Genomic DNA, 13721 nt, shown 5'->3' on the forward strand with positions numbered 1-13721 from the left:
CACAAGCCCTAAAGCGGCGTCACGTACGCCCCCGAGATACCGCCGTCGACAAGGAAGTCGGAGGCGTTGACGAACGAGGAGTCGTCGCTGGCGAGGAAGGCGACGGCGGCGGCGATCTCCTCGGCCTCGGCGAACCGTCCGAGGGGGATGTGGACGAGGCGGCGGGCCGCCCGCTCGGGGTCCTTGGCGAACAGCTCCTGAAGCAGGGGGGTGTTGACCGGCCCGGGGCACAGGGCGTTGACGCGGATGCCCTCGCGGGCGAACTGCACGCCCAGTTCACGGGACATGGCGAGGACGCCGCCCTTGGACGCGGTGTACGAGATCTGCGAGGTCGCCGCGCCCATCCGGGCCACGAAGGACGCCGTGTTGATGATCGAGCCCCTGCCCTGGCGGCGCATGTAGGGGATGGCGGCCTTGCAACACAGGTACACGGAGGTGAGGTTGACCTCCTGGACGCGCTTCCAGGCCTCGAGTCCGGTCTCCAGGATGGAATCGTCGTCGGGCGGGGAGATGCCGGCGTTGTTGAAGGCGACGTCGACGCTGCCGTAGGTGTCGTAGGCCGTGCGGAACAGGGCCTCGACCTCCTCGGGGTCGGTGACGTCGACCTTCACGAAGATCCCGTCGACCTCCTCGGCGGCGGCCTTGCCGCGGACCTCGTCCACGTCGGCGCAGACGACGTGCGCGCCCTCGGAGGCGAGCCGGCGGGCGGCGGCGAGGCCGATGCCGCTGCCGGCTCCGGTGACGACGGCGGTACGGCCGACCAGTCGGCGGCAGATGATCTCGTCAGGCGTTGCGGTCACTGTGCGGAGCCCTCCGTGCTGATGAAGACGTTCTTGGTCTCGGTGAAGGCGGCCAGGGCGTCCGGGCCGAGCTCGCGCCCGACTCCGGACTGCTTGAAGCCGCCGAACGGGGTCCAGTAGCGGACGCTGGAATGGGAGTTGACGGACAGGTTGCCGGCCCGCACGGCCTGCGAGACGCGCAGCGCGCGGCCGACGTCCCGGGTCCAGATCGAGCCGGAGAGGCCGTACGGGGTGTCGTTGGCGAGGCGGATCGCGTCGGCCTCGTCGTCGAAGGGCAGGACCACGGCGACGGGCCCGAAGACCTCCTCCACGGCGACGGGCGCGTCGGGCGCGACGCCGGTGAGGACGGTGGGCGGGAACCAGAAGCCGGGCCCCTCGGGCGCCTTGCCGCGGATGCCCTGGGCGTCGGGCGTGACGTACGCGCGGACGCGGTCCAGTTGGGTCCGGGAGATCAGCGGCCCCATCTGGGTGTTCTCGTCGGCGGGGTCGCCGACGACGACGGACTCGACGCCGGGGACGAGGAGTTCGAGGAAGCGGTCGTACACGGACCGCTGGACGAGGACGCGGGTGCGGGCGCAGCAGTCCTGGCCGGAGTTGTCGAGGAAGGACATGGGGGCGGCTGCCGCGGCGGCCTCGACGTCGGCGTCGGCGAAGACGATGTTGGGGCTCTTGCCGCCGAGTTCGAGGGTGATCCGCTTGAGGAGGGCGGAGCCCTTGGCCAGGACCTGCTTGCCGACGGCCGTCGACCCGGTGAAGACGATCTTCGCGACGCCGGGGTGTTCGACGAGCGCGTCGCCGGCCACCGGTCCCGCGCCGGGCAGCACCTGGAACAGGTGCTCGGGCAGGCCCGCGTCCAGGGCGAGTTCGGCGAGGCGCAGCGCGGTGAGCGGGGTGGTCTCGGCGGGCTTGAGGATCACCGCGTTGCCGGCGGCGAGGGCGGGGGCGGCGCCCCAGGCCGCGATGGGCATCGGGAAGTTCCACGGCGCGATCACGGCGACGACGCCGAGGGGTTCGAGGAAGGTGACGTCGATGCCGCCGGCGACGGGGATCTGCCGGCCGGTGAGGCGTTCCACTCCGCCGGCCGCGTAGTCGAGCAGGTCGCGGACGTTGCCCGCCTCCCAGCGGGCGTTGCCGACGGTGTGCCCGGCCTCGCGGACCTCCAGGAGGGCCAGTTCCTCCAGGTGGGCGTCGACGGTGGCGGCGAACCGGCGCAGCAGGCGGGCGCGGTCGCCGGGCGCGAGCGCCGCCCACGCGGTCTGCGCCCGGGCGGCCCGTGCGACGGCCGCGTCGACGTCCTCGGCGCTCGCGGCCGGGACGGTGGCGAGGACCTCCTCGGTGGCCGGGTTGAGTACCTGGAGCTCGTGCTCGTACGACAAGGCAGGACCTCTCACATGCGTTCGAAGGAGCGGCGCAGCTCCCAGTCGGTCACCGCGGCGTCGAAGGCCGCGAGTTCGACGCGCGCCATGTTGCTGTAGTGCGCGACCACCTCGTCGCCGAAGGCGGCTTGCGCGATGGGGCTGTTCGCCCACAGCTCGGCGGCCTCGCGCAGGGTGGTGGGCACATGGGCGTAGTCGGCGGTGTAGGCGTTGCCCGGACAGGCCTCGGGCAGTTCGAGCTTGTGCTCGATGCCGTACAGGCCGGCCGCGACGAGTCCGGCGACGGCGAGGTGGGGGTTGACGTCGCCGCCGGGGAGCCGGTTCTCGAACCGCAGGGAGCGGCCGTGGCCGACGACCCGGAGGGCGCAGGTGCGGTTGTCGTGGCCCCAGGCGACGGCGGTGGGCGCGAAGGAGCCGGGCTGGAACCGCTTGTAGGAGTTGATGTGGGGGGCGTAGAGGAGCGAGAAGTCGCGCAGGGCGGCGAGTTGTCCGGCGAGGAAGTACCGCATGACGTCGGACATGCCGTCGGGTCCGGCCATCGCGTTGTCGCCGGCCGCGTCGGCGAGCGAGAGGTGGATGTGGCAGGAGTTGCCCTCGCGCTCGTCGTACTTGGCCATGAAGGTGAGCGAGACGCCCTCCTGGGCGGCGATCTCCTTGGCGCCGGTCTTGTAGACGGCGTGCTGGTCGCAGGTGGTGAGGGCCTCGTCGTACTTGAAGGCGATCTCGTGCTGGCCGGGGTTGCACTCGCCCTTGGCCGACTCGACGGTCAGGCCGGCGGCCTCCATCTCGTTCCTGATCCGGCGCAGCAGCGGTTCGATGCGGCCGGTGCCGAGGACCGAGTAGTCGATGTTGTACTGGTTGGCCGGGGTGAGGCCCCGGTAGTTCGCGTCCCAGGCCTGCTCGTAGGTGTCCTTGAAGACGATGAACTCCAGCTCGGTGCCGACCTGGGCGGTGTAGCCGTGCTCGGCCAGGCGTTCGAGCTGGCGGCGCAGGATCTGGCGGGGCGCGGCCACCACCGGGGAGCCGTCGTTCCAGGCGAGGTCGGCGATCAGCAGGGCGGTGCCCTCGTTCCAGGGCACCCGGCGCAGGGTGCTCGTGTCGGGGCGCATCGCGAAGTCGCCGTAGCCGCGGTCCCAGGAGGACATGGCGTAGCCGTCGACGGTGTTCATCTCGGCGTCGACGGCGAGGAGGTAGTTGCAGCCCTCCGTGCCGTGCTCCAGCACCTCGTCGAGGAAGAACCGGGCGGCGAACCGCTTGCCCTGGAGCCGCCCTTGCATGTCGGGAAAGGCCAGGACGACAGTGTCGATCTCACCGCCGGCTACGAGGGCGTGGAGTTCCTCGACGCTGAGCGGGGGTGTGCGGTCTGCCACGGGAAGGTCTCCTTCGGGCTGCTGCGCGCTGTCCTTCGGGCTGCCGCGCGCTTCTGTCGGCCGGGCCGAGAGCCATAAGGTATTGCCGAGAACCATTGTTTGGGAAGGGGGCGCGACCATATGGCTCTGGATGCGGAAGGCGGCCCGGAGGACCGGCTGACGCCGGTGCTGCGGCCGGTGCGCGCGGGCAACGGCTTCGAGGAGGCGCTGGAGCAGATCCTCCAGGTCGTCCGGCTGGGGCTGGTGCCGGGCGGGGAGCGGCTGCCGGCCGAGCGGGAGCTGGCGGAGCGGCTGGGGATCAGCCGGGTGACGCTGCGCGAGGTGCTGAAGGTGCTCCAGGACCAGGGTCTGGTTGAGGCGCGGCGCGGCCGCTACGGCGGAACGTTCGTGCTGCACCGGACCGACGCGGGCGGCGAGGACGAGCTGCGGCGGCGCATCGAGCGGATCGACGTCGAGGACGTGCTGCGGTTCCGGGAGGTGCTGGAGGTGGGCGCGGCCGGGCTGTGCGCGGCGCACGGCCTGGACGACGCGCAGGCGGCCCGACTGCGCGAGGCGCTGGCCCGCACGCACGACGCGCCCCTCGCCGACTACCGCCGGCTGGACACGCTGCTGCATCTCACGCTCGCCGAGCTGTGCGGCTCGCCGTCGCTGGCGGCCCGGTACGCGGCGGTCCGCGCGAGCGTCAACGACCTGCTGGACTGCATCCCGCTGCTGGTGCGCAACCTGGAGCACTCGCAGCGCCAGCACACGGCGATCGTGGAGGCGGTGCTGGACGGGGACGCGGACGGGGCGCGGGAGATGATGCGCGAGCACTGCGCGGGGACGGCGGCGCTGCTGCGGGGCTTCCTGGGGTGAGCAGGCACGGATTTACGGGCGGTTAACGCAGGGGTATTGCCTTCTCCACACTCGGCCCGCAAAGGTATGCATCCATTCCATTGAGTCCTTTGCGTTCGTCCACCGCCCCCGTGGGGAGTCGCGCCATGTCCCTGGAATCCACGCCGGAATCCACGCCCACCCGCACCGCCGACGAGGCGGACGACTATCTGAAACGCCGTGCGCTGCGCCGCGGCAGCGCAGGCTGGGTGCTCCTGACCGGCCTCGGCGTCGCCTACGTCGTCTCCGGCGACTTCTCCGGCTGGAACCTCGGCCTGGCGGAAGGCGGCTTCGGCGGCCTGGCGATCGCCACCGTCCTCATGGGCGCCATGTACGCCTGCATGGTCTTCGCGCTCGCCGAGCTGTCCGCGATCCTGCCCACGGCGGGCGGCGGCTACGGCTTCGCGCGCCGGGCGCTCGGCCCGTGGGGCGGCTTCCTGACCGGTACGGCGATCCTGATCGAGTACGTCCTCGCACCGGCCGCCATCGTGATCTTCATCGGCGACTACGTCGAGTCGCTGGGCCTGTTCGGCCTGGAGTCGGGCTGGCCCGTCTACCTGGCCTGCTTCGTGATCTTCATCGGCATCCATCTGTGGGGCGTCGGCGAGGCCCTGCGGTTCAGCTTCGTCGTCACCGGCATCGCGGTCTTCGCCCTCCTCGTGTTCGCGGTGGGCGCGCTGCCCGACTTCGACGCGTCCTCGCTCGACGACATCCCGGTCGACACCTCCGCCCTCGGCGCGAACTCCTGGCTCCCCATGGGGCTGCTCGGCATCTGGGCGGCGTTCCCCTTCGGCATGTGGTTCTTCCTGGGCGTCGAGGGCGTGCCGCTCGCCGCCGAGGAGACCCGGGACCCGGCCCGTACGCTGCCCAAGGCCATCCGCTGGTCGATGGGCATCCTGGTGGTGCTGGCCGTGATCACCTTCTTCGCCGCGGCCGGGGCGCGCGGCTCCGACGCCGTCCAGGCGGCCGGCAACCCGCTCGTCGAGGCGCTCCAGCCGGACGGCGAGGCCACCACGCTCAGCCGCTTCGTGAACTACGCCGGCCTGGCCGGGCTCGTGGCCTCGTTCTTCTCCCTGATCTACGCGGGCTCCCGGCAGCTGTTCGCACTGTCCCGCGCCGGTTACCTGCCCCGGTTCCTGTCGCTCACCAGCGGCCGCAAGGCGCCCTACCTGGGGCTGCTGGTGCCGGGCACGATCGGTTTCGCGCTGGCCGCCGGCACCGGCGACGGCGGGCGGATGCTGAACATCGCCGTCTTCGGCGCGACGATCAGCTACGCGCTGATGTCCCTGTCGCACATCGTCCTGCGCCGCCGCGAGCCGGACCTGGAGCGGCCGTACCGTACGCCGGGCGGGGTGCTGACCTCGTCGGTCGCGCTGGTCCTCGCGTGCTCGGCGCTGGTGGCCACGTTCCTGGTGGACGTGACGGCGGCGGTCATCGCGCTCGTGGTGTACGCGGTCGCGGCGGTCTACTTCGGGCTCTACAGCCGCAAGCACCTGGTGGCGAAGGCCCCGGAGGAGGAGTTCGCGGCGCTGGCCGCCGCCGAGGCAGAGTTGACACGGGACTGACCGGACCGTCCGTACGTCCGTACGTCCGTATGTCGTCCCCGGAGCGAAGAAACGAAGAGCGAGGAGCACGCGTGGCAAGGCCGCTGATCGGTGTGAGTACGTATCTGGAGCCCGGCGCCCGCTGGGGCGTCTGGGAGCTGGAGGCGGCCCTGCTGCCGGTCGGCTATCCCCGGCTCGTGCAGGCGTCGGGCGGCATCGCCGCGATGCTGCCGCCCGACGACCCGGCGCACGCCGCCGAGGCCGTCGCGCGTCTGGACGGCCTGGTCGTCGCCGGCGGCCCCGACGTCGACCCGGCGCACTACGGCGCCGAACGCTCCCCGCGCTGCGGTCCGCCCGCGCCCGAGCGCGACGCGTGGGAGCTGGCCCTGATCCGCGCGGCGCTGGCCGCCGGCACGCCCCTGCTCGGGATCTGCCGGGGCATGCAACTGTTGAACGTCGCCCTCGGCGGCACCCTCGTCCAGCACCTCGACGGCCACGCCGAGGTGGTCGGCGTCTTCGGCAGCCACCCGGTGAAGCCGGTCCCGGGCACCCTGTACGCGGGCCTCGTCCCTGAGGAGACGACGGTCCCGACCTTCCACCACCAGGCAGTCGACCGCCTCGGCACGGACCTCCTCCCGTCGGCGTACGCGACGGACGGCACGGTGGAGGCACTGGAACTCCCGCCGGCGCGAGGCTGGGCCCTCGGCGTGCAATGGCACCCCGAGATGGCCCAGGACCTCCGCGTGATGCAGGGCCTGACAAGGGCAGCGGCCCACAGGCCCGGCTGAACCCTTTCCCACAGGCCCGGCTGCCCCCTCCCGTCCCCCACCCCTATCCCCGCGTCAGCGACAGCAACTCCCGCGCGGGCCCCGTGGGCCGGTGCCCCGCAGGCCACACCGCCCGCAGGTCCCGCGCCAGCAGCACCCCCTCCACCGGCACCCGGACCAGCCGTCGCGTCCCCAGCTCCTCCCCCACCGCCAGCTCGCTGAGCACCGCGGGCCCCGCCCCGCTCACCGCCGCCGCCTTCACCGCCGTCGTCGAGGACAGCTCGATCAGCGGCCGCGCGAGGCCCCCCAGCGCCGCGTCCAGCACCTGCCGGGTCCCCGACCCCTTCTCCCGCAGGATCAACGGCGTGGACGCCAGCTCCTGCGCGGACAGCGCCCGCCGCCGACGCCCCCAGGGATGCGCGGGAGCGGCCACGACGATCAGCCGATCGTGCGCGATGACCGCCGAGTCCAGCCCCGACGGCACACTGAGCCCCTCCACGAACCCCAGATCCGCCTCCCCGGACAGCAACCGCTCCGCCACCGCCGCCGAGTTCCCCGCATGCAGCGACACCGCCGTGTCCGGCCGCTGCGCGCGCAGCGCCAGCAGCCAGCCGGGCAGCAGGTACTCGGCGATGGTCATGCTCGCCGCCACCCGCAGCCGGGAGTCCCGCCGGTCCCGCAGCGCCTGCGCCCCCGCGTCGAACGCCTCCGCCGCCTCGACGATCCGCCGCGCCCAGTCGGTCACCAGCGCGCCCGCGTCCGTGAGCCGGGACCCCCGCGGCGAACGGTCCACGAGGGCCACGCCGAGCTGCCGTTCCATGGAGCGGATCCGGCTGCTCGCGGCCGGCTGGGTGATGCCCAGCTCGCGCGCCGCCGCACCGAGACTGCCCAACCGGGCCACCGCCAGCAGCAGTTCCAGCGCCCCGAGATCGGGCACCCGATGCGCGATCGACCCCGCGCCCCCGCCGGCCCCGTCCCCACCACGCTCGCCATCAGCCCGACTGCTCATAAGCCCAGTTTATGCCCCCATAGAGACATCCTCCCTGGTCGCGGGGGCGGGCCCGCGCGACGGTGGGCCCATGGTCACCACAGCCCTGTCCGTACGCCATCTCGGCCCGAACTGGTACGCCACGGTCATGGGCACCGCGATCGTCGCCACCGCGGGGGCCTCGCTCCCCCACTCCCTGCCGGGCCTGCGCCCGCTCTGCGCCGCCGTCTGGGCCCTCTCCCTCGTCCTGCTGGCGACCCTCCTCGTCGCCCGCGCCCTACACTGGCGCCGCCACCGCGACCAGGCCCGCGCCCATCTCCTCGACCCGGCGACGGCCCCCTTCTACGGCTGTCCCGCGATGGCCCTGGTGGCCGTCGGCGGCGGCGCGCTCACCGTCGGCCGGGACTGGATCGGCGTGCCGGCCGCCCTCGCCCTCGACGCCGTACTGTTCACCGCCGGCACGGTCCTCGGACTCACGGTCGCCGTCGCCGTGCCGTACCTGATGGCCGTACGCCACCGGGTGGAGCCGCACCAGGCCACGCCCGTGTGGCTGCTGCCGCTGGTGACGCCGATGGTGCCGGCCGCGTCGGGGCCGCTGCTCGTGCCGCATCTGCCGGCCGGGCAGCCGCGCGAGACGCTCCTCGTGCTGTGCTTCGCGCTGTTCGGGCTGAGCCTGCTGGCCACCCTCGTCATGCTGCCGGTCGTGTTCGGCCGCCTGCTCACCGGCGGTCCGCTGCCCCTCGCGCTCACGCCGACCCTGTTCCTCGTCCTCGGGCCGCTCGGTCAGTCCACCACCGCCGTCGGGCAGTTCGCACAGGTCGCCCCGGGAGTGGTGCCCGCGCCGCACGCGCAGGCGTTCACGCTGCTCGCCGTCCTGTACGGGGTGCCCGTGATGGGTTTCGCGCTGCTGTGGCTGGGCCTGGCCACCGCCCATGTGGTGCGCGCCCGCCGCCTCGGGATGGGCTTCACGATGACGTGGTGGGCGTTCACTTTCCCCGTCGGGACCTGTGTGACGGGGGCGGCGGCGCTGGCCCGGCACACCGGGCTCCCGGCGTTCGCGCTGCCGGCGACGGGGCTGTACGTGGTGCTGGTCGCCGTGTGGGCCGTCGTCGCCGCGCGCACCGTCCGCGGGCTGGTCAGGGGCGAGTTGCTCGCAGCGCCGAGGCGAGTACCCGTGGCGCCGCGGCGAGCGAGGGTCCGTACCACGTCAGGTGCCGTCCGCTGACCAGCGCGCAGGGCAGGCCGGGGAAGGCCTCCGGGCCGTCGGCCGGGGTGAAGCGGTAGGGCTCGTCGGGCAGGACGACCAGGTCGGGGGCGGCGGCGCGCAGCTCGTCCAGGGGGATCCTCGGGTAGCGGTCCTCGTGGGCCGCGTAGAGGTGGTCGACGCCCAGGCGGGACAGGACGTCCCCGGCGAAGGTTTCCCGGCCCAGGACCATCCAGGGGCGGCGCCAGATCGGGACGATCGCGCTCCTGCGGGGCTCGCACGGCGTCACGTCCGCCCACGCCTCCTCCGCCTCGTCGAGCCAGCGCGGGCGGGTGCGCGCCCCGCACGCGTGGAGCACCCGGGCCAGCTCCCGGAAGGCCTGCGGCACCTCCCGCACCTCAGTGACCAGCACATCGACGCCCGCGGCGCGCAGGGCGGCTAGGTCGGGCCCCCGGTTCTCCTCCTCGTTGGCGACGACCAGGTCGGGGGCGAGGGCGACGATGTCCTCGACCGCCGGGTTCTTGGTGCCGCCCAGCCGGGGGACGTCGAGGCCGGCCGGATGCGTGCACCAGTCGGTGGCACCGGCGAGGACGCCGGGCAGGGACACGGCGACGGCCTCGGTGAGCGAGGGGACCAGGGAGACGACCCGCACTACCGCTTCCGGTTCCGGACCGCCTCGATGTGCTCCGCCACCGCGACGACGACCACCCGGGTGTCCGCCACGGTCGCCCGCCAGCGGTGGCGGACCCCGCCGGTGAGGTAGAGGGTGTCGCCGCGGCCGAGACGGTAGGCGCGGCCCTCCGCCTCGATCTCCACGGCCCCGTCGGCGACGTACATCAACTGGTCGTTGCGGTACTGGAACTCGCGGCCGGCCTCGTGGTCGCCGGTGAACTCCGAGGCGTGCATCTGGTGGTGGCCGCGCACCAGGGAGCGGGAGCGCGGCTCGGGGCCCTGTTCGGTCAGCTCGGCGCGCACGACGTCGACACTGCACGCCGGGTCGGCGGCGGCGAGGAGTTCGACGGCGGTGGTGCGCAGGGCGTCGGCGACCTTCTCCAGGGAACTGGTGCTGGGGCGGGCCCGGTCGTTCTCGATCTGGCTGAGGAACGGGACCGACAGACCGCTGCGCTCGGCCACGACGGCGAGGGTGAGGTCCAGGGACCGGCGTCGCCGCCGGACGGCCGCGCCCACCCGCAGGGGCTGTTCTTTGTGGTCGCCCATCGCCCTGGCTCCCTCCTTCGCGCGTCGCTCCGACTACCCGTGTGCCCCGGTTCGGGCGCACCTCTTCTGATGAGTTCTCTGCACCCTACGCATCTTCGGCAAACCGTTTCATGTGCCCGTCACATCGAGGACACATGCGGGCGCGCGGGACCTCACAGATCGCGCCAGTCGATCATCGCGGCGGGTCCGCGGGGCGGGGACGGCGTCACGGCGGTTCCCGCGTTCTCCCGTTTCAATGTGCCAGAGCCGTCCCGTGTTCCCGTCGGGCGCCGGGCGTGATCGCGCTGGTGGAGCGGGCTGCGCCGCCGACCGGCGGGCGGGCGAGCCGGGGTGTGGGCGTAGCGCTGCGTGGTTGGCCGGATCCTTGCCGTGAGGATCGCGGGCAGCACGAAGGGGCGGGCCCCTCCGCACGCGTCGGAGGCGTACGTCGGGGCCCGCCCCTCGTCGGGCGGTGGCGGGACTGTCAGGTCACCCGGCCGCCCTGCTCTGCGCGCCGGCGCCGGCCACGGGCGCCCACTTGTCGAGCAGCCCCGGGTTCTTCTTCAGCCAGCCGCGGACGGCGTCCTGCTCCTTGCCCTTGCCGACCTTCTGGATCTCCGCCTCCAGGCCGGTGAGCTGCTTCTCGTCCATGGAGAAGTTCTCCAGCCACTTGCCGACCTCGGGGTTGTCGGCGGCGAAGCCCTTGCGGGAGAGGGTGTGCACGCCGTCGCCCTCGCCCCAGGCGCCCTGCGGGTCCTTCAGCTTCTTCAGGCCGTACTCGCTGTACGCCCAGTGCGGCGACCAGAGCGTGACCACGATCGGGTCCTTCTTGGCGTACGCGCGCTTGAGCTCGGCGAGCATCGCCGGGGTGGAGCCGTCGACGACCTTGTAGGAGCCGTCGAGGCCGTACTGCTTGAGGACCTTGTCCTTGAGCAGGCCCATCATCCCGGCACTGGGCTCGATGCCGGTGATCTTCCCGCCGAACTGCGCGGACTTGCCCTTGAGGTCCGCCAGCGAGTTCACGTCCTTCATGTAGGACGGGACGGTCAGCTCCAGCGAGGTGGGGCCGTACCACTTGCCGAGGTCGTCGAGCTGCTTGCCGTACTTCTTCCAGTACTCGGCGTGCGTGGTGGGCAGCCAGGAGTCGGTCTGGAAGTCGACCTGACCGGTGGCGAGGCCCGTGTAGAGGGGGCCGGCGGCGAACTGGGTGGTCTTCACCTCGAAGCCGCGCTCCTCCAGCAGCTCCTTCCACAGGAACGTGGAGGCGATGCCCTCGTCCCACGGGATGTAGCCGATGGTGATCTCCTTGCCCTTGCCGATGTCCGTGGCGGAGGCCTCGGCGGTGCCGGCCCGGGGGCCGAGGACGCCCATGCCGCCGGCGACGAGGGCGAGGGCGGACACCCCGGCGACGGCCACGGCCGGGCGGGGGCGGTAGGTCCACACCGTCGTACGGGCCTTGGCGGCGGCGCGCCGGCCGAGCGGGGAGATGCGGGTGCCGAGGGCGCCGGTCATGCGGTCCAGGTAGATGGCGAGGACGACGATGCCGAGGCCGGCCTCGAAGCCGAGGCCGATGTCGAGCTGGCCGATGGCCTCGTTGACGGCGCCGCCGAGGCCGCCGGTGCCGACCATGCCGGCGATGACGACCATCGACAGACCGAGCATGATCACCTGGTTGACGCCCGCCATGATGGTGGGCAGGGCGAGCGGCAGCTGCACGCGCAGGAGGGTGTCGCGGGGTGACGTGCCGAAGGCCTCCGCGGCCTCGACGAGCTCGGCGTCGACCTGGCGGATGCCGAGTTCGGTCATGCGCACACCGGGTGCGAGCGCGAAGATCAGGGTGGCGATGACGCCGGCGGGGACGCCCATGCCGAAGAAGAGGATCGCCGGGATCAGCAGGACCATCGACGGCATCGTCTGGAGCAGGTCCAGGACGGGCCGCAGGGTCGCGCTGACCGCCTTGGAGCGGGCGGCCCAGATGCCCAGCGGGACGGAGATCACCAGGGCGATGACCGTGGCGACGAGCACCAGGGACAGGGTGGACATCGCCTCCTCCCACAGGTCGAGGGAGTCGATGAGCGCGAAGCCGGCGAAGCCGAGGACGCCCGCGACCAGGCCGCGCAGCCACCAGGCGAGCACCGCGAGGATGCCCGCGAGCAGCAGCGGCTCGGGGGCGGTGAGCACGGCGTCGATGCCGTCGTACATGCCTTCGACGACCGTCTTGATCGCGTCGAAGAGCCAGGACATGTGGGCGACGAGCCAGTCGACTCCGGAGTCGACCCAGTCACCGAGGTGGAGCCTAGGCACGGGCGGCCTCCTTCCCTTCGGTGCGCGGACTGTCGCAGCCGGTCTCCGCAGCGCGTTCGTCGCCGATGAAGCCGACGAGGCGGCGGCGGTGGACGACGCCGACGGGGGCGCGGTCGGCGTCGAGCACGGCGACCGGGTGGGGCACGCGGGCGCTGATCGCGCACAGCTCGGTGAACGGCGTGTCGGGGGTCGCGGTGGCGCAGCCGCAGCGGCCCTCGTCGCCGCGGACGTCGGTGTCCATGACGGCGGCGGCGGTCAGCACGCGGGAGCGGTCGACGTCCTGGATGAAGGAGGCGACGTAGTCGTTCTCGGGGCGCACGAGGATGTCCTCGGCGCTGCCGGTCTGCACGATCCGGCCGTCGCGCATGACGGCGATGCGGTCGCCGAGGCGCATGGCCTCGTTGAGGTCGTGGGTGATGAAGACGATCGTCTTCTTCAGCGTCTGCTGGAGGGTGAGCAGCTGGTCCTGCATGTCGCGGCGGATCAGCGGGTCCAGCGCGCTGAAGGACTCGTCCATCAGCAGCAGGTCGGCGTCGGTGGCGAGGGCGCGGGCCAGGCCGACGCGCTGCTGCATGCCGCCGGACAGCTCGTCCGGCCAGGACTTCTCCCAGCCGGCGAGGCCGCACAGCCGCAGGGCCTCGGCGGCGCGCTCCTCGCGCTCGGCGCGCGGGACGCCCTGGACGGCGAGGCCGTAGGCGGCGTTGTCGAGGACGCTGCGGTGCGGGAAGAGCGCGAAGTGCTGGAAGACCATGCTGATCTTGTGGGCGCGGACCTCGCGCAGCTCGCGGTCGCCGAGCGCGGTCAGGTCCTGGCCGTCGAAGAGGACGCGTCCCGCGGTGGGCTCCAGCAGTCCGTTCAGCATGCGCAGCAGCGTGGACTTACCGGAGCCGGACAGGCCCATGACGACGAAGATCTGGCCCGGGTCCACGGTGAAGGAGGCGTCGATGACGGCGGCGGTGGTGCCGTCGCTCCGCAGCTCCTCACGGTCGGCTCCGCCACGGAGCCGTTCGACTGCCTCGTCCGGTCGTCTGCCGAACACCTTGTACAGATGTTCGGCCTCAAGCCTTGCGGACACACATACCTTCTCGGATCGGGGGCAAGGGAGGAGGTCGTGCCGAAGGCCTCGTTGGGGGCTGAGGGCCTCGCCAGGGCGGTCGACAACGCGACCGGCACCGCTCCGAGCCCGCGCCTGCCCTGGTCCGAACGTCACAAACGCGCCAGTGGGCCAGCTCACAGGCTTTTCACACGTGTCACGGGAGTGAAGACCGGCGGGCCACGGGGGTGGCGTGCGGCATGAT

At 72.6% G+C, this 13721-nt stretch carries 12 protein-coding genes; 4 read left to right on the plus strand and 8 right to left on the minus strand.

Features of this window, described 5'->3' with window-relative positions:
- Positions 1–8: 8 nt before the first annotated feature.
- The 3 genes from ACFYX4_RS20090 to ACFYX4_RS20100 are packed head-to-tail and all read right to left on the minus strand — an operon-like array spanning position 9 to position 3546.
- Positions 9–800, minus strand: a complete 792-nt coding sequence (locus ACFYX4_RS20090; RefSeq protein ID WP_389334616.1) for a 3-oxoacyl-ACP reductase — start codon at positions 798–800, stop codon at positions 9–11.
- The gene (locus ACFYX4_RS20095; RefSeq protein WP_389334619.1) at positions 797–2176 is read right to left on the minus strand and encodes an aldehyde dehydrogenase family protein; all 1380 of its coding nucleotides are present in this window, start codon (positions 2174–2176) and stop codon (positions 797–799) included. The genes ACFYX4_RS20090 and ACFYX4_RS20095 overlap by 4 nt, the downstream gene beginning before the upstream one ends.
- Positions 2177–2187: 11 nt before the next feature.
- Positions 2188–3546 (minus strand): glutamine synthetase family protein, encoded by a 1359-nt coding sequence (locus ACFYX4_RS20100; protein ID WP_389334622.1) that lies wholly within the window; start codon positions 3544–3546, stop codon positions 2188–2190.
- Positions 3547–3666: 120 nt separating this feature from the next.
- Here ACFYX4_RS20100 and ACFYX4_RS20105 point away from each other — a divergent pair, with 120 nt between their 5' ends.
- The 3 genes from ACFYX4_RS20105 (at position 3667) to ACFYX4_RS20115 (ending at position 6751) form a co-directional block, all read left to right on the plus strand.
- Entirely contained in the window at positions 3667–4401 is a 735-nt protein-coding gene (locus tag ACFYX4_RS20105) for a FadR/GntR family transcriptional regulator (protein WP_389334625.1), read from the plus strand.
- A 125-nt stretch (positions 4402–4526) separates the two neighbouring features.
- Positions 4527–5984: an ethanolamine permease gene (eat, locus tag ACFYX4_RS20110; protein WP_389334628.1), complete on the plus strand. Its 1458-nt coding sequence runs from the start codon at positions 4527–4529 to the stop codon at positions 5982–5984.
- Positions 5985–6055: 71 nt separating this feature from the next.
- Entirely contained in the window at positions 6056–6751 is a 696-nt protein-coding gene (locus ACFYX4_RS20115) for a gamma-glutamyl-gamma-aminobutyrate hydrolase family protein (RefSeq protein ID WP_389334631.1), read from the plus strand.
- Between the two features lie 43 nt (positions 6752–6794).
- Here ACFYX4_RS20115 and ACFYX4_RS20120 read toward each other — a convergent pair whose 3' ends face one another.
- Positions 6795–7739, minus strand: coding sequence for a LysR family transcriptional regulator (locus ACFYX4_RS20120; protein ID WP_389334634.1), 945 nt, complete (start codon positions 7737–7739; stop codon positions 6795–6797).
- A 70-nt stretch (positions 7740–7809) separates the two neighbouring features.
- Here ACFYX4_RS20120 and ACFYX4_RS20125 point away from each other — a divergent pair, with 70 nt between their 5' ends.
- Complete coding sequence (locus tag ACFYX4_RS20125; RefSeq protein ID WP_389334637.1) at positions 7810–8943, plus strand: TDT family transporter; 1134 nt, start codon at positions 7810–7812, stop codon at positions 8941–8943.
- Here ACFYX4_RS20125 and ACFYX4_RS20130 read toward each other — a convergent pair.
- The 4 genes from ACFYX4_RS20130 to ACFYX4_RS20145 form a co-directional block, all read right to left on the minus strand.
- On the minus strand, positions 8855–9574 hold the full coding sequence (locus ACFYX4_RS20130) for a helical backbone metal receptor (RefSeq protein ID WP_389334640.1): 720 nt from the start codon (positions 9572–9574) through the stop codon (positions 8855–8857). The two genes, ACFYX4_RS20125 and ACFYX4_RS20130, sit on opposite strands and share 89 nt — an antisense overlap.
- The gene (locus ACFYX4_RS20135) at positions 9574–10140 is read right to left on the minus strand and encodes a helix-turn-helix domain-containing protein (RefSeq protein ID WP_389334643.1); all 567 of its coding nucleotides are present in this window, start codon (positions 10138–10140) and stop codon (positions 9574–9576) included. The genes ACFYX4_RS20130 and ACFYX4_RS20135 overlap by 1 nt, the downstream gene beginning before the upstream one ends.
- Before the next feature lie 468 nt (positions 10141–10608).
- Positions 10609–12423 carry an ABC transporter permease/substrate binding protein gene (locus ACFYX4_RS20140; RefSeq protein WP_389334646.1) on the minus strand — a complete coding sequence of 605 codons (1815 nt, stop codon included), beginning with the start codon at positions 12421–12423 and terminating at the stop codon, positions 10609–10611.
- Positions 12416–13498 (minus strand): glycine betaine/L-proline ABC transporter ATP-binding protein, encoded by a 1083-nt coding sequence (locus ACFYX4_RS20145; protein WP_389334649.1) that lies wholly within the window; start codon positions 13496–13498, stop codon positions 12416–12418. Before ACFYX4_RS20145 ends, ACFYX4_RS20140 begins: the two co-directional genes overlap by 8 nt.
- Positions 13499–13721: the final 223 nt, after the last annotated feature.

Origin of the sequence: Streptomyces sp. NPDC002328, assembly GCF_042890065.1 — a bacterium.
In the GTDB taxonomy this organism is placed as follows: domain Bacteria; phylum Actinomycetota; class Actinomycetes; order Streptomycetales; family Streptomycetaceae; genus Streptomyces.